Here is a 16,565-nt window from a genome sequence, read left to right on the forward strand (position 1 = left end):
ATGCATCTGTTGCAGTAAAGAGCCTATGAGCACCATGACGGGTCCGGCAATCAGGGCGAGGGGTCTGAAGAAGCGGTTCGGAGAGGTCCGTGCTGTAGGGGGGATCGATATCGAGGTCTCAAAAGGGGAGCTGTTTGGCTTTCTCGGCCCGAACGGTGCGGGAAAAACCACTACCATGAGTATGCTTACGGGGCTGAGCCGTCCCGACGCCGGTTCGATCGAGATCGGGGGTATCGATTGCAGTCGCAACCCGAAAGCCGCACAGCATCTGATAGGTGTTGTCTCCGACGAAAGCAATCTCTATCCCGAACTGAGCGGGTTCGACAATCTCTGCTTTTCCGGCGCTCTGTACGGCATGCGCCGCCAGGATCGGAGCCGGAAGGCTTCGGAGCTGCTTGAGCTGTTCGGTCTCGTCGATGCCTCGTCGAGAAAGTTCTCCGGATATTCCAAAGGCATGAAACGCAGGCTGGTGATTGCCGCTGCGATCATGCACAGTCCGCCGCTGCTGTTTCTCGATGAACCCACCTCCGGCATCGATGTCGAGAGTTCCCGCATGATACGCCAGCTGCTTACCGGTCTGCACCGGCAAGGCGTCACCATTTTCCTTACGACCCATTTCATCGGTGAGGCAGAGCGGCTGTGCGACAGGATAGCATTTATTGCCAGCGGAAGGATTGTGCGTACCGACACCGTTGAACGGCTGCTGCAGCCGGTTCAGGGCCGCTATGCCCTGACGGTTTCACTTTCGGGAGGGTGCCCGATTCCGCTTGGGGAGCTCGAAGTGGCTTTTCCGGGACTCGATTTTCAACTGCAGGCCCCCGATGAGCTGAGGGTCGAGTCAGGAGAACCCCTGAAAGCCGGTTCCCTGGTCCGTTTTCTCGAAGACCGGGGAGTGGAGGTGATAGAGGCAAGGAAAAGAGTGCTTTCACTGGAAGATGTTTTTGTGGAGATAACCGGAATCGGAGCTGGTAGCATGCTGAAGGAAAAAGAGGGGAGGTGGAGGTAATGAAAACGTGGATAGCCTTCTGGAGTATTGTCCGTAAAGATATGAAGGCATATTACCTCAAGCCTCCTAATGTTAGCTGGGGCCTGCTTTTTCCCCTTGCATGGACAGGCATGTTTCTTATCCGTTCCGGTCAGGATACGCATTCGCTGCAATCCGTGCTTCCAGGCATGATCGCCCTGTCGGTGCTGTTCGGAACCAGTTCCATGCTTGCTGTTGCCGTGACCTTCGAGAAAAAGGCCAGGGCGTTCGACCGGCTGCTCCTCTCGCCGATTCCGCTTGTTCTTCTCATGCTGGCCAAAACCTCCGGAGCGATCCTGTTCGGCATGTTCAACGCTCTGGTGCCGGTTCTGCTCGGATTCTGGTTTGCCGATCTTTCCGGTACCGACTGGAGCATGGTTGTGCCGGCCGTGTTGCTTATAGCCGTTGTCTCAACTTATCTCAGCCTGCTGCTCGCCATTCTGGCTACCGAGGTGTTCGAGGTTCAGACCCTTTCCAACTTCGTCCGCTTTCCCATGATATTTCTCTGCGGGCTGTTTTTTCCGGTCACTGCCCTTCCCTGGTTTCTCCAGCCGTTATCGTTCATGCTTCCCCTCACCTATGGGGTGGATATCCTTCACGCGGCTATCCAGGGAGAGCAGATTCTTCCCGCGGCACTCGATTTTGCCGCTCTTGCCGGGTTCTGCCTTTTGCTGTTCTCGCTCAGTCTTCACAGCATAAACAGACACTGGATAGGGTAGCCGGGCCTCTTTCGCCGATGAACTTTCAGCAGATAATGACGGTAAGTAGAGATATATTGCATCATTCAGCAAGCCTCTGCCAGCAACCTGAAAATTTGTATATCATGGGATATTCATTCCAAACAAGGCATTTTCGGGCATCTGCTCCCATACTTTTTTTTATGCTTCTTTTCATGGCGGCGGGGTGCTCGGCACCCTATTCGAAACCTGATGGAGGCCGCCCCTCTTCAGCTCCCAAGCTCATCGGCACAACATGGAGGGCGGTTGAAATTCTGGGCCGCAAGGCATCCTTTTTTGCCGGCCAGAAAATGGATGCGCATCTCATTCTGCACAGCGGGGGACGTCTCGGTGGTTCGACGGGCTGCAACAATGTCAACGGTGTTTACAACCGTAATGCCGGCAAGCTTTCCTTCACCTCGCTCGGGACTACGCGTATGGCCTGTTCTCCCAATATCATGGAGCAGGAACGGCGCTTTCTGGGAGCCATGCGCAGTACGGCAGCATACGAGATTTCCGGCCGCAGGCTGATTCTTTTTGACAGGGGAGGGAGAGCCGTTATGGAGCTTATTGCAGTAAGGTGAAGGGGGGCAGGGAGTGTTTCGTGATGTTTCGGGAACGGGTGGTGCTTCTGAGGCGTTATGATGAAGCAATTGCACTAATTCGGGATTTTTGTATATTACGACAATCCATTTTTTTGAACAGGGAATGTTTTTTTCGGGAAAGCAATGCACCAGAAGAACCTGAACAGTTTTGCGGCAGGTCTCGGTCTGCTACTACTCCGGAGCGGGAGGGCTCTTGGGGGAGGTGCGTTTTAGTTCGTTTTCTGCAGGAAAAGAACTGTTTATAAAGCCGCCGGCCTCTCAGGGCTCGCGGCTTTTTTCGTTTCGAGGATTAAAAGATTAAAAAGAGGACAAGCAGGCATGAAAAAGAAAGGGATGAATTACCGGAAGTACACTGCCTATCCCGCAGTGGACATTGTCGGCCGGACCTGGCCGGACAACACCATAAGCAAAGCCCCGGTCTGGTGCAGCGTCGATCTGAGGGACGGCAATCAGGCGTTGCCGGTTCCGATGAGTGTGGACGAGAAGGTTTCGATGTTCCAGCTTCTTGTTTCCATCGGTTTCAAGGAGATAGAGGTCGGTTTCCCCTCGGCATCGGCCACGGAGTTCGCTTTTGTCAGAAGGCTTGTCGAGCAGCAGCTCATTCCCGATGACGTCACCATTCAGGTGCTGACCCAGGCAAGGGAGCATCTCATCAGGAAAACCTTCGAGGCTGTCAGGGGCACCGAGCGCGCGATCGTGCATTTGTACAATTCGACCTCCCGGCAGCAGCGGGATGTGGTGTTCCGGAAGAACAGGGAGGAGATCAAGGCCATTGCCGTGGAGGGGACGAAGCTCGTGCGCCGGCTGAAAGAGGAGAGTGGTAATGCAGGCATACGGCTCGAGTATAGTCCGGAAAGCTTTACCGGCACCGAGCTGGATTATGCGCTTGAAGTCTGTCATGCGGTGATGGACGCATGGGGAGCCGGCCCGGACGACAGGATCATTCTCAACCTGCCTTCAACTGTAGAGATGTCGAGGCCGAACATCTATGCCGACCGTATCGAATGGTTCTGCCGCAACATCAAAAACCGTGACGCCGTTCTGATCAGCGTGCATGCGCACAACGACCGCGGAACGGCGGTCGCTACAGCCGAATTCGCCCTTATGGCCGGAGCCGACCGGGTCGAAGGCGCCCTTTTCGGCAACGGAGAGCGGTGCGGTAATATGGACATCGTTACCATGGCGCTGAACCTGTTCAGCCAGGGGGTAGATCCCGAACTTGATTTTTCCGATCTTCCGAGAATCCGGGAGGTTTACCGGAAGTGTACCCGCATGGATGTGCATGCGCGTCACCCCTATGCCGGGGAACTGGTTTACACTGCGTTTTCGGGTTCGCACCAGGACGCCATCAGCAAGGGCATGAAAGCGCATCAAGGTTCGCAGGACGGCATATGGGATGTTCCCTACCTGCCCATCGATCCTCAGGATGTGGGGTGCAACTACGAGGCTATCGTACGCATCAACAGCCAGTCCGGCAAGGGCGGCGTTGCCTACGTGCTTGAGCAGGATTACGGTATCCAGATTCCGAAATGGATGCAGCCCGATTTTGCCGAAGCGGTTCAGGCCGTTGCCGATCGTACCGGCGAGGAGTTGTCGCCGGAGCGTATTCACGAACTTTTTCACCAGGAGTACGTGAAGCTCAAGGAGCCGTTCGTGCTGAAAAAGTGCCACATCAGCTGGGACGACGAAGATCCCGAGCGTATCGACGAAGAGGCGACCATCATTACCTGCACGGTTCAGATGAAGGAGAGGGAGTTCGGCATAGACGCCAAGGGAAACGGTCCCGTCGATGCGTTTGTCAAGGGTTTCATGGAGGTGAGCGGTCTTGATTTCAGCGTCGAGAATTATGCCGAGCACGCCATCGGGCACAGTGCCGGAGCACTTGCGGTAGCCTACATCAGAATCGGCTGTTCCGACGGCAGGGTATCCTACGGTGCCGGCATCGATTCCAACATCAGCCTTGCCTCGATCAAGGCCATTGTCAGTGCCCTGAACCGTCTTCCATAAAGGCGTGCCCGAATCTGCGGCAGTATCCGCCGCAGATTCGGGGAGGGTTGCGTTTTTTTTGTATCTTAAATGGAAATAATTTCTATTTAAGATATGCTCAAAGCCCTTGATCTGATCAGGAACGCCGGCCTCAAGGCAACACCCCGGCGCCTTGCGATCATCTCCCTTTTTCGTGAAAGCCTGAGGCCGCTTTCGCCACTCGAGGTGCAGGCTGCCCTGAAGGCGGAGTTCAGCCGGTGCGGATTGCCGGGAATCTACCGGAACCTCGATACACTTGCGGAGTGCGGTATTCTGTTCCGTCTGGCAGGTTTCGGTCGGGAACGGCGCTATGCCCTCTGTTCCGGATTCGGCCAACACCATTATCACCATATTATCTGCGTTTCCTGCGGCCGGATCGGCCGGATCGACGAGTGCCGGTACCCCGACGGGATGATGGTCGGCGGATACCGGGTGCTTTCCCATATCGCGCAGTTCGAAGGAATCTGCCCCTCCTGTCTTTCAGAAACAAACAACGGCAATCATGATTCAGAGAACGGTTACCCTCCTGTCACTATTCCTGCTTCTGCTGCTCCAGAACGGCTGCAGCACATCACCTGATAGCGGCAGGCTTCAGATTGTGGCTTCGATAGCACCGCTGGCATATTTTGCTGAAAGGATCGGAGGCGACCGTATCGCCGTATCGGTCATGGTCCCGCCGGGGGGCAATCCTCACAGTTATGAACCAACTCCCAGGCAGATGTCTGCGCTCTCCGACGCCTCACTGTTTGTCAAGGCCGGTTCGGGGGTGGAGTTCGAACTGGACTGGATGCCTCGAATGCTTTCGCTCAATCCGGAGCTTCGGGTCTGCGATGCTTCAGAGGACGTAACCCTCATTCCCGTGAATCGGGAAGAGCCTGCCCACGAAGAAGAGCACCACGGTGATGCCGATCATCACCCCCACGGCAGCTTCGATCCGCACTACTGGCTCTCTCCTGAAAACGGCATCATCATCGCCCGTAATATCGAAAAGGCCCTGGTGCGTGCCGATCCTTCTCATCGGGAGCGTTATTCCGCCAACACCGATGAACTTGTCGCAGAGCTGGAAGCGCTGCGGCTCGATATCCGTAACCGGCTTGCTCCGCTGAAGAATCGCAGCTTTCTTGTGTTTCACCCTGCCTGGGGATACTATGCAGCCTCATTCGGGCTGAAACAGATAGCTGCCGAAGAGGAGGGCAAGACGCTCACTCCCCGTCAGCTGCAGGAAGTCATAGAACATGCAAGAGCGGCCAACATCCGGGTGGTTTTCGTTTCGCCGCAGTTCAGTACGCTTCAGGCTGAAGCCATCGCGCGCGATATCGGCGGAGTGACCGGAACGGTCGATCCGCTTGCCCGCGACTATCAGGAGAATCTCAGGCAGGCAACCGGGGCGTTTCTGAGGGCCATGCAATGAGGCGCGAGATTGTCCGCTGCCACAGGCTTGGCGTGGAGCTTGGAGGGGTAAGGGTGCTCAGGGATCTCTCCTTCTCGGTAGACGAAGGCGATTTTCTGGCCATTGTCGGCCCTAATGGAGGCGGCAAAACCACGCTTCTTCGGGTACTGCTCGGACTGCAGAAGCCGAGCGAAGGTCACGCTGAGGTGTTCGGCGCCGCACCGGGAAGCTATCCCGAAAAGATTGGTTATGTTCCCCAGCGGCTTTTTTTCGACCGTGATTTTCCTCTCGGCGTCAGGGAAGCCGTGCTGATGGGGCGCATGGCGTTGAAAACGCCCTTTCAGCACTACAATAAAACCGACCGCGCCGCGGCCGAGGAGGCGCTGCGGATTGTCGGGCTTGGTGCGATCGGGAACCGCAGGATCGGCGCTCTCTCAGGGGGCGAACTGCAGCGCGCCCTTATTGCGCGTGCTCTTGCCGGAAAACCCGAACTGCTTCTGCTCGATGAACCGACGGCAAGTGTCGATCCTGAAATGAAAACATCTATTTACGATCTGCTCGACAAGCTGAAAAAAAGCGTCACCATCGTTCTGGTGACCCACGATACCGGTACGGTCAGCCGTTTTGTCGGGAGGGTGCTCTGCCTGAACTGCAGCATGGTGATACGTGAAAACCCTGCGGGCACTCCGGGAGGAGATGCCGCCCAGCAGGTCTATCCCTACCCTGTCGATCTGCTGGTTCATCATCCTTCCGAACGGCCTGAATCCAACAGTCAAATCCTGAGGCCATGAACGGCGATATCCTTGCCTTTGAATTTTTTCGCAATGCGGTGTTTGCCTCCCTGCTCGCCAGCATAGCCTGCGGCATCGTCGGCAGCTACGTCGTGGTGAAAAAAATCGGTTTTATCAGCGGCGGGATAGCCCATACCGCCTTCGGCGGCATAGGGCTCGGTTACTATCTCGGCATCAATCCGCTCTTCGGGGTCATCCCTTTCAGTCTCGGAGCCGCAATCGCCATAGGCCTGCTCGGCAGGAAGGCGAAGGTTGCCGAAGATACTGCGATCGCAGCATTCTGGGCTGTAGGTATGGCTGTGGGCGTCATTCTTATCGGCCTTACTCCAGGATATGCCCCTAATCTGTTCAGCTACCTGTTCGGCAACATCCTGACGGTTCCGACGGGCGACCTCTGGATGATCGCCATGCTCGATCTGCTGATCGCCGGCGTGACCTGGACTTTCAGCAAGGAGTTTCTGGCACTTTCTTTCGATGAGGAGTACGCAGAGGTTTCCGGGGTGAAAACCACCCTGTTCTATCTGTTGCTGCTCTGTCTCATAGCTCTTACCGTAGTTATTCTGGTCAGGATTGTCGGCATCGTGCTGGTCATTGCCCTTCTTACCATACCGGCAGCTATAGCAAGGGTTTTCAGCCGCAGCCTTGGCGGGATGATGTTGCTTGCCACACTGCTTTCAGCGTTTTTCAGCCTTGCCGGGCTTTGGATTTCCTACGAGCTCGATCTCGCCTCCGGAGCGACCATCATCATTCTTGCCGGAGGAGCATTCCTTATGGTCCATGCAGGCCGGCTGGTCATTTCCTCCTGGCAGGCACGATGACCACCGGGCATTGTGCCCTGCGCACGACGCCTTCCGATACGCTGCCGATCAGCAGATGATAGAGCGCTCCGTGACCGTGTGATCCGAGAATGATCATACCCACTCCGAACCGCTCCGCCGCTTCGATAATTGCTTTTACCTCGTCGTTGTGCGCGAGATGGGCGGATACCTCGAGTCCCTGCGATTCAAGGATTTCGGCGATTTCGTGCAGCTGTTCATGGGCCCGGTTTTCGGGGAGTGCTTCCTCCTTCGATTCAGGTTTTTCCTGAGCAGGCAAAAGAGTTTCAAGGTTGTTCTCCATATCGAGTACCGGTGTTGCCGGTGCGACGACATGAAGCAGAAAAACCTTTGCCCGGAGTGCTGAGGCAAGAGTGCCGGTATGCGTGATGAGTTCTTCGGTGGTTTCCGAGAAATCGATGGCAACAAGCAGGTTCATGGACGGTTTTCTCCGCTGAATGGCCGGCACTCCCGCAGGGCTTTCTGCATGGATGCCGGGTCGTTGATGTTACTGAGGGCGCGGCTGTCGGAAAGTGTTATTTCCCCGATGCGCCAACCATCGAGGAATGCCTGCAGCGAATGGTTTCCTTCTGCATGGCCGGCAAGCAGTGCCGCTCTCGATTTTGGCTCATAACAGGCCAAGAGCGGTTCGAATTTCCCGGATCCGGCATGCCTGAACGCGGTGGCGAATCGAAGCGGCATGCGGTTTTCCAGAAGTTCGCAAAGCAGGGGGGCATCGAGAAACGGCATGTCGCAGGCTACGGCAAGCCAGGCTGTTTTCGGGTGGTGATGCTGTGCCGACAGCAACCCTCCGGCTGGTCCGGTTTCAAGGTAACGGTCGGTAATGACCGGAAGTCCGAAGGATGCGTAGAGTGCCTCCTGATCGCTGCGGCAGGAGAGGAAAACATCCCGGCAGTGCTCTTTGAGGAGTGCCGCCGTATGCAGAATCTGGTTTTTGTCGTGATAGGAAAGCAGGGCCTTGTCGGTACCCATTCTCCGGCTTCTTCCGCCTGCAAGGATCAGGCCTGAAAGGGGTGTTTCCGAGACTTTTTCCGCAAGAAACGACTCTATGAAGGCGGTGATGGTGTCGATGTCGTCGCGATGGAACACGGGAAGATTGTGCCGGTTCGCGATCGGTTTCGCTTCCTGGTCGGTCGAGACGAGTGCAACAGGCTGCGGTAAGGCGCCTGCGTCAAGCAGATCGAGAATTTTTCTTTCCCGGTCAACCATCAGCAGCTTCGGCAACGGCAGCTCCTTGAGTCCTTCGACAAGCAGCAGGTCGCAGTCCAGAAATACCATGCGCTCGGAAATCTGCCGGTTTCCGGTTCCTGCGATGACCGCTTTTTTCTCCGGGTCGGAGATCATGACGGTTCCGGCTCCGGCCTTTTTGAGCGTATGGGAGTCCTTCCCCTCACGATCGATATCGAACCGGTGGCATCCGTGCTTGTAGTAGCCGACCGAAAACCTCTTTGAAAGACGGTTTACGACTGCAGCGGCAAGGGTTGTCTTTCCGGTCCCGGAAAACCCCGAAAGCGCTATTTCAAAGGGATGAAAAAGCATATGCGATATTTGCAGTTCCGGTGCCGTTCGACACTGCAGCGGGACAGCCTTGCCGGGGTACAGGGAGATGCGCTGTTGTTATGCTTTTGCCTGTTTTTTTTCCTGCAGAATCATGATGACGGCTGCAGCAACGCCGGGCAGCCATCCGAGCAGGGTGAGAATGCCTGTCAGCATGATGGTTCCTGCCTCCTTGTTCATGACAGCGGCAGGGGGAAGAATAAAGGCAAGTATCCAGCGGCGAATGTCCATAACGGGCTCCGGGTTTCGATTTTTACAATGGTAAAACCGCTGAAATTTAATACTTCTCGGAACAACAACCAACGCAAAACCGATATGGAGCGGTTCCGTGCGATCTTCTGCTCACGGTATGTTGTTTTTTAGTGTTAAAGTTTTAAATTAGAGTCCCCTTCGAAATGATCCTGAGTGATAACAATTGTATACTCACGGTTTTTTGAACATAAATTGAAATATTTTGCATAAAACAGTTCATCCCGACGTGGTTTTGGATGATGTTGATGAGGTAATCGACGAACCGAACTTTAATAACCCCAATACCTCACCCGATCCGCCAAGTCCCTACGCCGACCTGGAAAAAAAGTACCGCAAAAACAGGTTCAACAAGAGCAGGAACAAAAATTCTTCAGATCCTCAAGGCTATAACAGCACGCTTGCGCCCGCCTCGTCCAAAGCTTCGAGAGGCAACAAGGTTCAGAAAAGAAAATCAACAGGAAAACCTTCCTCGAAACCAGCCCGTTTTTCTCCGGGAAAACGCAGCTCATAAGAGCCCGCATAACGGTCCGCCAACCCGCATGAGAGGGCCTATGGGTTTTTTTGTGCTGATGCTCGAGTCAAGGGGGGCCCAGCCTTTTTTTATCGTATGCACTTTGAAATTCAGGCACACCGGGGTGCGAGGGCTTTTTTTCCCGAGAATACCGTTCAGGCCTTCTGCAAGGCTGCGGATCTGGGCGTGAGGGTTATAGAACTTGATCTTCTTGTTACCGGAGATCACCAGCTTGTTGTTTCCCACGATCCGTGGATCGGCGCTCCGCACTGTACGGCTCCTGACGGCAGGCCGCTCGAAGAGAAAGATCGGGAGTGTTTTTTTCTGTACAATATGCCCTACGCTGAAATTTCAGCTTTCGGTTGTGGCCTTCCAGACCCGCACTTTCCACAACAGCAGGGTATTGAGGCCTGCAAGCCGCTGCTATCCGATGTATTTCGCCAGGTGGATGCCCATATGCTTGCCCGTCGTCTTCCTGGCAGGATGATTTTCAACATCGAGCTTAAATCATGGCCCGGCAGGGATAAAGAGCTGCATCCTCCGCCGGAGGTCTACGCATTTCTCGTCGTCGAAGAGATCCGCCGGAGCGCCATGGCGTCGAGAGTCCGGGTTCAGTCGTTTGACGGCCGCCTTATCCGGGAGGTAAGGAGGCGTTATCCGGAGTTGTGTTACGGGCTTCTTGTCGATGAAGAGTCCCGTTTCGGTAACCTCACCGTGGAGACAGGTTTTGTTCCGGCCTATGTCAATCCGTATTTTTCACTCCTGAGCTCCGAACTGCTCGAAAGGCTGCATAGCGAGGGAGTTCGTGTCGTACCCTGGACGGTCAACACTCCGGAAGATATGCTTCGCCTGAAATGCATGGGAGCCGACGGCATCATCACCGATCATCCTGAACTTGCGCTGCAGCTCAAAGAGCTCTTCGCATGAAACCAATTTATTCCGAAAAAGAGGAGCGCTATGGATTTTACCCATCTCGACGAACACGGCAATGTCGCCATGGTCGATGTTTCGCCGAAACCCGGAAGCCAGAGAACCGCAAAGGCATCCGGGTCCATATCGATGTGCCCGGACACCATTCGTCTGCTCGTGGAAGACGCCATTCCGAAGGGAAACGTCCTCACCGCGGCCAAGATTGCGGGAATTCAGGCCGCCAAACAGACCGCCCATCTCATTCCGCTCTGTCATCAGCTGAATCTGTCATGGGTGGAGCTCTCCTTCGCCTTGCTTGAAGACCGCATCGACATTTCAGCAACGGCCAGAACCCGCGAGGCAACCGGTGTGGAGATGGAGGCGCTTACAGCCGTATCGGTGGCCGCCCTGACGATTTACGACATGTGCAAGGCCCTCGATTCCACAATGGAGATCGGTTCCATTCGTCTTGACGTGAAAACCGGAGGAAAAAAGCAGCTCGCCGTGGGGTACCGGCCAAGAACATCCATTCTCGTGCTTTCCGATTCCATAGCCGCCGGCAAAGGAATCGACCGTTCGGGAAAAGTGCTGCAGGAGGGTCTTGAAGCTGCCGGTTGTCCTGTCCAAGAGCTTCGGATCATCGCCGACAGGAAGGAGGATATAGAGTCGGTTGTTGAAGAGTGGGTTGCCGGGGGGGTCGAGCTGATCGTGACTTCCGGTGGCACCGGTCTCGGGCCAAGGGATGTTACGGTCGAGGCACTGCAGCCGATGTTTACCAGAAAACTTCCGGGAATCGAGCAGGCACTGTTCAACTGGGGACAGGGAAAAACAAAAACCGCAATGCTTTCGAGGCTTGCGGCCGGCATGATCGGTGACTCGCTCCTGATATGTCTGCCCGGTAGTCCGGGCGCTGCGGCCGATGCGCTTGAGGTGCTTGTTCCCGCTGTATTCCATGCTTTTGCCATGCTCAAAGGGGAGGGCCACCAGTCATGATTACCGTTCAGGATGCTCATCGCATGATAAGGGAGTCCGTTGGAGAACTCCCCCTTGAATATCAGCCGCTTTCTCGGCTGCAGGGCCGCGTTCTGGGTGAAGATGTTGTCGCTCCGTTTCCTCTGCCCCGTTTCACCAACGCCGCAATGGACGGTTTTGCCCTCCGGCGCTCCGATATCGAGGGTGCATCGCAGGATACTCCGGTCAGGCTGCAGGTCGTTTCGGAGGTCGCCGCCGGCGCCATGCCCGGAGTGCCCGTTTTACAGGGAAGCTGTGCGCAGATCATGACCGGAGCGCCGTTGCCGGATGGCGCCGATACGGTTGTAGCTTTCGAACAGACCAGCGGATTCGGCAGCCGGGAGGTCTCGATTTTTTCCGCTCCGAAACGGGGCACCAATATCCGTTACGCCGGAGAGGAGGTCGCCTGCAGCAGCGTGCTTTTGCGACAAGGAACGCCCGTTGCTTCTGCGGAGATCGCCGTGCTTGCCACGCTGGGCATCGAGGGTGTGCTTGCCGGAGGCGTGCCGAGGGTGGCTCTCGTCACGGTAGGCGATGAACTGCGGATGCCGGGAGAGGCGCTTGAGGGAGCGGCCATCTACAACAGCAACCGTTTCATGCTGCAGGCCCTTTGCCGCGCGTGGGGTATCGAGCCCACGCTGCTGCTTCATGCGCCTGACGACAGGGCGGCCCTGCGGGGCGTGCTTGCCGAGGCTCTTGCCGGCTGCGACATGCTGGTGACTGCGGGAGGCATTTCAACCGGCGAATACGATTATGTTCAGGAACTGCTCGGCGAAACCGGCGTCGCCGCACGATTCTGGAGGGTCGCCCAGAAACCGGGAAAACCGCTATATTTCGGGACGACCGGCGACAACCGTCCGGTTTTTGCCCTGCCGGGAAATCCGGTTTCGGCGATGACCTGTTTTCATGAGTATGTCGTTCCGGCCCTCTGTCTGCAACAGGGGCGCGCGGTTCCCGAGAAGATTGAGGCTCTGCTTGCCGAACCCTTTCCCGCCGATAAAAAACGGTATCGCTTTCTGCCGGGTACCATCTGGCAGGAAAACGGACGGTTGTACTGCAGGGTTTCCCGGAAGGTGGAGTCGCATATGATCACCTCTCTTGCCGGCGCCGACGGCATCATCGAATCCGGCCCCGCTCCGGATGCGCTTGCAGCAGGCAGCGCGGTGACCTGCTCGCTGTTTCCCTGGTCGGGAGTCCGGCGCTCCGCCGGGCTGGTTTGAGGGCAGAGTGGCTACGGCTGCTGCAGGCGGAAGAAAAGTCGTTTCCCCTCGTTGCGGAGCCGCTCCTCTTCCACCGCTGAAGCTCCAGCTGGACTGAACATCAGGTGATCGATCGATTCAAGCAGTTTTAAAAGTTCTCTGCAGATCTCTTCCGCTACCCCTTTTTCCAGAAGTGCGGCACCGAGCTTTGGCCTGGTGAGGCTTTCCGGCCTCAGGACGCCCTTTTGCCCGATGACGCGGTAGAGCGCGGTTTTGATCTCCTGCGGAGTTTTGCTGTCGTACGAGAGTTCCTCCCGGCTTCGGTCAGCTTGCCGCGCCCCTTTTCCCTGCAGCTTTTTTCTTGCGAGTCTCAGCAACAGAAAGGCCAGAAGTGCGACAATGGCTATTGCGGCAGCAGGCAGGGTAAAAAGCGGGTTTTTTACGGATTCTGCCGGCACGCTATCCGGCAGCCTCACCTTTTTCCCGGTATTTTCGGCAGGCACCACACTGATTGCGACCTGGCCGGAGGCAACTGTCCGGTAGCGGTTTTTCAGGGGATCGAAATAGACGAAACGGGTCTCCGGAATGGTGACGTTTCCGGTTTGGTCCGGGTAGAGGGTTATTCTTGTGGAGAACGAACCGGATGAACGGCTCTTGCTGCTGTCGAGACTCAGTGTCGAGACCGGAGGCCTCTGGTGAAATGCCGGCGGGAATACGGGCTTCGGAGCGGTGAATGCCGTGAGGTTGCCGGTTCCCGCAATCGTCAGGGTAATCGTAACCGGATCGCCGGCTCTGATGGTTGTGCGATCGGCCGTGAGCCCGAAAGAGAACGAACCTACGGCACCCGTGAATCCCGCTGGAACGGGCTTCGGCAGCGGCCTGGCGCGGATCAGCATATCAGGAGCGGCAAGCACGATGTCGCCGCTCTTGTCGAGTGGAGAGCCGTCGGGAAAAAGGCAGCGGAGGCGGTATCCCCTGATATTGATCGTTCCGGGCTGCAGGGTAGAAACCCGGTACTGCCGGACAAGCGCACTCCGGTAGAGGGTACCCTCGATGGTTACCGGTATGCTTTTGACATAGCGCCCGGGGTCGATCTCTTCAGCCCTGAGTCCGTCGAGCGCAGGAGCCGACAGGTCGGAAACCTGAGGGGCGTCGCCGGTGAAACAGAGTGTGTAGGAGAGGATGACCTCCTCTCCGGCGTAGGGTGTGGTGTTGGTGACGGTTGTGCGTATGAATGGCGCTTTTCCTGTCGGAACCCGATCCCCGTTCGCGTTCGCCGCAAGACAGAAGAGGGCGACAGCCGTCATCATGAGAACGCTCAGCATGGATCGGACGGTATTGCGCATGGTACCCTTCCGCAGTTTGTTATTTCATCAGTTCGCGGGAGCGTGCCGCCGCCGCCGATACGGTATCGACGAGAATTTGCCTTATGTTGCGCTCCTCCATCACTTTCAGGCCGGCTTCGGTGGTACCTCCGGGAGTGGTGACCTCCCTGATCAGTTCTTCGGGACTTCTGTCGCCCGAGAGGAGCATTTTTGCGGCGCCGAGCATGGTCTGCGCGCTCAGGAGAAGGGCATCCTCCCGTGAAAGCCCCCACTGCACGCCGCCCTCGGCAAGGGAAGCGATGATGTGGAACATGTAAGCAGGGCCGCTGCCCGAAACCGCGGTGGCCGCATCCATGAGCCGTTCGTCGCCGAGCACCACGGTTCTGCCGATAGCCCTGAACAGCTCTTCGGCAAGCGTGATATCCCCGTCCGTCGCAGCAGCGCCACGACACAGGGCGGTCATGCCTTCGCCGGCGAACGCAGGAGTGTTTGGCATTACCCTTACCACTCGCGTTCCTTCGGCGGTCTGCCGCCGGATGAATTCCGAAGAAATGCCGGCAGCCACGCTCAGAAGCAGATGCCTCTGGGTGAGAAATGGTTTCAGCTCGGCGAGTACGCCCTCTATCTGGTAAGGTTTTACCGAAAGGACGATCACCTCCGCTTTTCCGGCAAGCGTTTCGATGGAAGGGCACGGCTCGACGGGGTAGGCTTCCGATATGCTTTCGATAGCCGCAGGAAGGGTGTCGTAGCCGAAGATGTGGACATTCTCTTTTTTTGCGAGTCCGGCAATCAGCGCACGGGCGATTCTTCCGGTGCCGATAAAGCCGGTATGGAGTGTGTTCATCGATTGACTGTGATGGTTAAAACAAACAATAACGATATGTACGCTTTTTCGCTGTTTTTTCCATCAGCCAAACCTCTCCTTTACCGGTATCGAAGCTTGAAGAGGAGAATGACGAAGAGCAGGAGCAGGGAGACGCTGTTTGCCGCTATCATCGGCAGGTCGTTTTTCTCGAGGCCGTAGAGGAGCCAGAGTACGATCCCGATATTCATGCTTACAGCCCAGACGAGGCTGATGTCGCGCGTCTGGCGGGTCGCCATGATTTTCACCGCCTGCGGCAGGAGCGCGAGCGTGGTGATGATGCCTGCTGCGAAACCGAGCATCTCGCTTGAGTAATAGTACATCCGTTCTCCATTGTTGGCTTGAAGTGCGCAGGTGAATATACGACGTGCTGCTTCTCGCCTGAAATACTTGTAGTGCAAAAATCGGGATGGCGGGAGGAATAAACGACAAAAGGCGGGAGATGGTGCTCCCGCCTTTTGTTGGCAATGCGTGCGATACGATTCTTATTTGCTCAGGTTGACCATGTACTCGACGGCGAGTTTGACCTCGGCGTTGGTGAGTTTCGGGTTGCCGCCCTTGGCAGGCATCATGCCTTTCTTTCCCTGGTAGCCGGCGACGGACTTGTTTACCAGAACGGTCATGCCCTGTGCGATGCGAGGAGCCCAGGCCGGCTTGTTGCCGGTTTTCGGAGCACCCATGATGCCGTCCTTGTGGCATGCTGAGCAGTTGGCGTCATAAACGGCTTTGCCGGTAGCGGCGTTGGCATCGGTCAGGCTGAAAGCGATCATAAACAGCGCGCAGAAAGCAGCAGATACGAAACGAGACATAGAGTTCTCCCTTGCAAGAATTAATGATTGTTGATGATTGGTTGTGTACCGGTTGTGCAAAAAATCTCAAGATGAGTATGTTAGCATTTAAAATCCGGCCTTCCAAATGCTTGCGGAATTTTTATGCACATATAGTTATACAGTGGCATTTAAAAAACGGAGCAGCGCCGTGGGACGTGCTCCGTTATTATTTGCCTGAATCCGAAACAGTGCCTGAAGCGGCTTATTTGGAAATTTCGGCCAGATAGGCTACGGCACTTCCGACCTCTTCGTCGGTCAGGTCTGCGTTTCCGCCCTTTGCCGGCATCATGCCGCCCTTACCGGTGAATCCCTCGATGGATTTTTTCGTCATGACGTCCACGCCCTGAGCGATACGGTCTTTCCATGCGGCCTTGTCGCCGGGTTTCGGCGCGCCCATCATGCCGGCATCGTGGCAGCCGTTGCACCCTTTCGTTTCGTAAACGGTTTTACCGGCGGCAAGTTTCGGGTCGGCAGGCGTTTCCGCTGCGGGGGCTTCCGCAGGTGCGGCGGCTTCGGCCGGAGCTGCGGCTTCCTCTTTGGATTCGGGGAATTCGAGCTTGGCAGGCGGTTTTTCAAGGCCGCATGCGCCAAGGCAGAGCATGCCTACAGCGAAAACAGGCAGAAAGCGTTTCATAGTGTGTTCTCCGTTGGAAAGGGTTGCGATGTTTGTGACAGGAATAAAAAGGTAACGGCTATAATTTTATGAATAATTTACCGTATGG

19 protein-coding genes are annotated in these 16,565 nt (G+C 56.1%); 11 read left to right on the plus strand and 8 right to left on the minus strand.

Features of this window, described 5'->3' with window-relative positions:
- Positions 1 to 25: 25 nt before the first annotated feature.
- The 8 genes from K9G39_RS06645 to K9G39_RS06680 all read left to right on the plus strand — a co-directional run bounded on the left by K9G39_RS06645 (position 26) and on the right by K9G39_RS06680 (position 7,369).
- Positions 26 to 1,006: an ABC transporter ATP-binding protein gene (locus tag K9G39_RS06645; RefSeq protein WP_292004147.1), complete on the plus strand. Its 981-nt coding sequence runs from the start codon at positions 26 to 28 to the stop codon at positions 1,004 to 1,006.
- A complete protein-coding gene (locus K9G39_RS06650) occupies positions 1,006 to 1,743 on the plus strand; it encodes an ABC transporter permease (RefSeq protein WP_292004148.1) in 738 nt (245 codons plus the stop codon). Before K9G39_RS06645 ends, K9G39_RS06650 begins: the two co-directional genes overlap by 1 nt.
- A gap of 161 nt (positions 1,744 to 1,904) precedes the next feature.
- Positions 1,905 to 2,324 (plus strand): META domain-containing protein, encoded by a 420-nt coding sequence (locus K9G39_RS06655; RefSeq protein WP_292004149.1) that lies wholly within the window; start codon positions 1,905 to 1,907, stop codon positions 2,322 to 2,324.
- Positions 2,325 to 2,663: 339 nt separating this feature from the next.
- Positions 2,664 to 4,352, plus strand: a complete 1,689-nt coding sequence (gene leuA, locus K9G39_RS06660) for a 2-isopropylmalate synthase (RefSeq protein ID WP_292004150.1) — start codon at positions 2,664 to 2,666, stop codon at positions 4,350 to 4,352.
- 93 nt (positions 4,353 to 4,445) lie between these two features.
- Entirely contained in the window at positions 4,446 to 4,949 is a 504-nt protein-coding gene (locus tag K9G39_RS06665) for a Fur family transcriptional regulator (RefSeq protein ID WP_292004151.1), read from the plus strand.
- On the plus strand, positions 4,873 to 5,781 hold the full coding sequence (locus K9G39_RS06670) for a zinc ABC transporter substrate-binding protein (RefSeq protein WP_292004152.1): 909 nt from the start codon (positions 4,873 to 4,875) through the stop codon (positions 5,779 to 5,781). The genes K9G39_RS06665 and K9G39_RS06670 overlap by 77 nt, the downstream gene beginning before the upstream one ends.
- Positions 5,778 to 6,551, plus strand: coding sequence for an ABC transporter ATP-binding protein (locus K9G39_RS06675; protein ID WP_292004153.1), 774 nt, complete (start codon positions 5,778 to 5,780; stop codon positions 6,549 to 6,551). The genes K9G39_RS06670 and K9G39_RS06675 overlap by 4 nt, the downstream gene beginning before the upstream one ends.
- Positions 6,548 to 7,369 carry a metal ABC transporter permease gene (locus K9G39_RS06680; protein ID WP_292004154.1) on the plus strand — a complete coding sequence of 274 codons (822 nt, stop codon included), beginning with the start codon at positions 6,548 to 6,550 and terminating at the stop codon, positions 7,367 to 7,369. Before K9G39_RS06675 ends, K9G39_RS06680 begins: the two co-directional genes overlap by 4 nt.
- On the opposite strand, the gene K9G39_RS06685 is transcribed toward K9G39_RS06680, so the two are convergent.
- The 3 genes from K9G39_RS06685 to K9G39_RS06695 all read right to left on the minus strand — a co-directional run bounded on the left by K9G39_RS06685 (position 7,344) and on the right by K9G39_RS06695 (position 9,175).
- The gene (locus K9G39_RS06685) at positions 7,344 to 7,805 is read right to left on the minus strand and encodes a universal stress protein (RefSeq protein WP_292004155.1); all 462 of its coding nucleotides are present in this window, start codon (positions 7,803 to 7,805) and stop codon (positions 7,344 to 7,346) included. The genes K9G39_RS06680 and K9G39_RS06685 overlap by 26 nt on opposite strands.
- Positions 7,802 to 8,926: a bifunctional molybdenum cofactor guanylyltransferase MobA/molybdopterin-guanine dinucleotide biosynthesis adaptor protein MobB gene (mobAB, locus tag K9G39_RS06690; protein WP_292004156.1), complete on the minus strand. Its 1,125-nt coding sequence runs from the start codon at positions 8,924 to 8,926 to the stop codon at positions 7,802 to 7,804. The genes K9G39_RS06685 and mobAB overlap by 4 nt, the downstream gene beginning before the upstream one ends.
- 78 nt (positions 8,927 to 9,004) lie before the next feature.
- Positions 9,005 to 9,175: a YqaE/Pmp3 family membrane protein gene (locus K9G39_RS06695; protein ID WP_292004157.1), complete on the minus strand. Its 171-nt coding sequence runs from the start codon at positions 9,173 to 9,175 to the stop codon at positions 9,005 to 9,007.
- A 628-nt stretch (positions 9,176 to 9,803) separates the two neighbouring features.
- Between K9G39_RS06695 and K9G39_RS06705 the strand changes: the two genes are divergently transcribed.
- The 3 genes from K9G39_RS06705 to glp are packed head-to-tail and all read left to right on the plus strand — an operon-like array spanning position 9,804 to position 12,847.
- Positions 9,804 to 10,634, plus strand: coding sequence for a glycerophosphodiester phosphodiesterase family protein (locus K9G39_RS06705; protein ID WP_292004159.1), 831 nt, complete (start codon positions 9,804 to 9,806; stop codon positions 10,632 to 10,634).
- A 30-nt stretch (positions 10,635 to 10,664) separates the two neighbouring features.
- A complete protein-coding gene (moaCB, locus tag K9G39_RS06710; protein WP_292004160.1) occupies positions 10,665 to 11,609 on the plus strand; it encodes a bifunctional molybdenum cofactor biosynthesis protein MoaC/MoaB in 945 nt (314 codons plus the stop codon).
- Positions 11,606 to 12,847: a gephyrin-like molybdotransferase Glp gene (glp, locus tag K9G39_RS06715; protein WP_292004161.1), complete on the plus strand. Its 1,242-nt coding sequence runs from the start codon at positions 11,606 to 11,608 to the stop codon at positions 12,845 to 12,847. The genes moaCB and glp overlap by 4 nt, the downstream gene beginning before the upstream one ends.
- An 11-nt stretch (positions 12,848 to 12,858) precedes the next feature.
- On the opposite strand, the gene K9G39_RS06720 is transcribed toward glp, so the two are convergent.
- The 5 genes from K9G39_RS06720 to K9G39_RS06740 form a co-directional block, all read right to left on the minus strand.
- On the minus strand, positions 12,859 to 14,151 hold the full coding sequence (locus tag K9G39_RS06720; protein WP_292004162.1) for a BatD family protein: 1,293 nt from the start codon (positions 14,149 to 14,151) through the stop codon (positions 12,859 to 12,861).
- A 40-nt stretch (positions 14,152 to 14,191) separates the two neighbouring features.
- A complete protein-coding gene (proC, locus tag K9G39_RS06725) occupies positions 14,192 to 14,995 on the minus strand; it encodes a pyrroline-5-carboxylate reductase (protein ID WP_292004163.1) in 804 nt (267 codons plus the stop codon).
- An 80-nt stretch (positions 14,996 to 15,075) separates the two neighbouring features.
- A complete protein-coding gene (locus K9G39_RS06730) occupies positions 15,076 to 15,336 on the minus strand; it encodes a SemiSWEET transporter (RefSeq protein WP_292004164.1) in 261 nt (86 codons plus the stop codon).
- A gap of 162 nt (positions 15,337 to 15,498) precedes the next feature.
- Positions 15,499 to 15,822 carry a c-type cytochrome gene (locus tag K9G39_RS06735; RefSeq protein ID WP_292004165.1) on the minus strand — a complete coding sequence of 108 codons (324 nt, stop codon included), beginning with the start codon at positions 15,820 to 15,822 and terminating at the stop codon, positions 15,499 to 15,501.
- 223 nt (positions 15,823 to 16,045) lie between these two features.
- Positions 16,046 to 16,477, minus strand: coding sequence for a c-type cytochrome (locus K9G39_RS06740; protein WP_292004166.1), 432 nt, complete (start codon positions 16,475 to 16,477; stop codon positions 16,046 to 16,048).
- Positions 16,478 to 16,565 lie beyond the last annotated feature (88 nt).

The sequence above is a fragment of the Chlorobium sp. genome (assembly GCF_021740465.1).
In the GTDB taxonomy this organism is placed as follows: domain Bacteria; phylum Bacteroidota; class Chlorobiia; order Chlorobiales; family Chlorobiaceae; genus Chlorobium.

What these genes read in the sequence shown, in the direction of transcription:
- K9G39_RS06645 (WP_292004147.1), top strand. Translation starts at nt 26, where the DNA reads ATGAGCACCATGACGGGTCCGGCAATCAGGGCGAGGGGTCTGAAGAAG.
- K9G39_RS06650 (WP_292004148.1), top strand. Translation starts at nt 1,006, where the DNA reads ATGAAAACGTGGATAGCCTTCTGGAGTATTGTCCGTAAAGATATGAAG.
- K9G39_RS06655 (WP_292004149.1), top strand. Translation starts at nt 1,905, where the DNA reads ATGCTTCTTTTCATGGCGGCGGGGTGCTCGGCACCCTATTCGAAACCT.
- leuA (WP_292004150.1), top strand. Translation starts at nt 2,664, where the DNA reads ATGAAAAAGAAAGGGATGAATTACCGGAAGTACACTGCCTATCCCGCA.
- K9G39_RS06665 (WP_292004151.1), top strand. Translation starts at nt 4,446, where the DNA reads ATGCTCAAAGCCCTTGATCTGATCAGGAACGCCGGCCTCAAGGCAACA.
- K9G39_RS06670 (WP_292004152.1), top strand. Translation starts at nt 4,873, where the DNA reads ATGATTCAGAGAACGGTTACCCTCCTGTCACTATTCCTGCTTCTGCTG.
- K9G39_RS06675 (WP_292004153.1), top strand. Translation starts at nt 5,778, where the DNA reads ATGAGGCGCGAGATTGTCCGCTGCCACAGGCTTGGCGTGGAGCTTGGA.
- K9G39_RS06680 (WP_292004154.1), top strand. Translation starts at nt 6,548, where the DNA reads ATGAACGGCGATATCCTTGCCTTTGAATTTTTTCGCAATGCGGTGTTT.
- K9G39_RS06685 (WP_292004155.1), bottom strand. Translation starts at nt 7,805, where the DNA reads ATGAACCTGCTTGTTGCCATCGATTTCTCGGAAACCACCGAAGAACTC.
- mobAB (WP_292004156.1), bottom strand. Translation starts at nt 8,926, where the DNA reads ATGCTTTTTCATCCCTTTGAAATAGCGCTTTCGGGGTTTTCCGGGACC.
- K9G39_RS06695 (WP_292004157.1), bottom strand. Translation starts at nt 9,175, where the DNA reads ATGGACATTCGCCGCTGGATACTTGCCTTTATTCTTCCCCCTGCCGCT.
- K9G39_RS06705 (WP_292004159.1), top strand. Translation starts at nt 9,804, where the DNA reads ATGCACTTTGAAATTCAGGCACACCGGGGTGCGAGGGCTTTTTTTCCC.
- moaCB (WP_292004160.1), top strand. Translation starts at nt 10,665, where the DNA reads ATGGATTTTACCCATCTCGACGAACACGGCAATGTCGCCATGGTCGAT.
- glp (WP_292004161.1), top strand. Translation starts at nt 11,606, where the DNA reads ATGATTACCGTTCAGGATGCTCATCGCATGATAAGGGAGTCCGTTGGA.
- K9G39_RS06720 (WP_292004162.1), bottom strand. Translation starts at nt 14,151, where the DNA reads ATGCTGAGCGTTCTCATGATGACGGCTGTCGCCCTCTTCTGTCTTGCG.
- proC (WP_292004163.1), bottom strand. Translation starts at nt 14,995, where the DNA reads ATGAACACACTCCATACCGGCTTTATCGGCACCGGAAGAATCGCCCGT.
- K9G39_RS06730 (WP_292004164.1), bottom strand. Translation starts at nt 15,336, where the DNA reads ATGTACTATTACTCAAGCGAGATGCTCGGTTTCGCAGCAGGCATCATC.
- K9G39_RS06735 (WP_292004165.1), bottom strand. Translation starts at nt 15,822, where the DNA reads ATGTCTCGTTTCGTATCTGCTGCTTTCTGCGCGCTGTTTATGATCGCT.
- K9G39_RS06740 (WP_292004166.1), bottom strand. Translation starts at nt 16,477, where the DNA reads ATGAAACGCTTTCTGCCTGTTTTCGCTGTAGGCATGCTCTGCCTTGGC.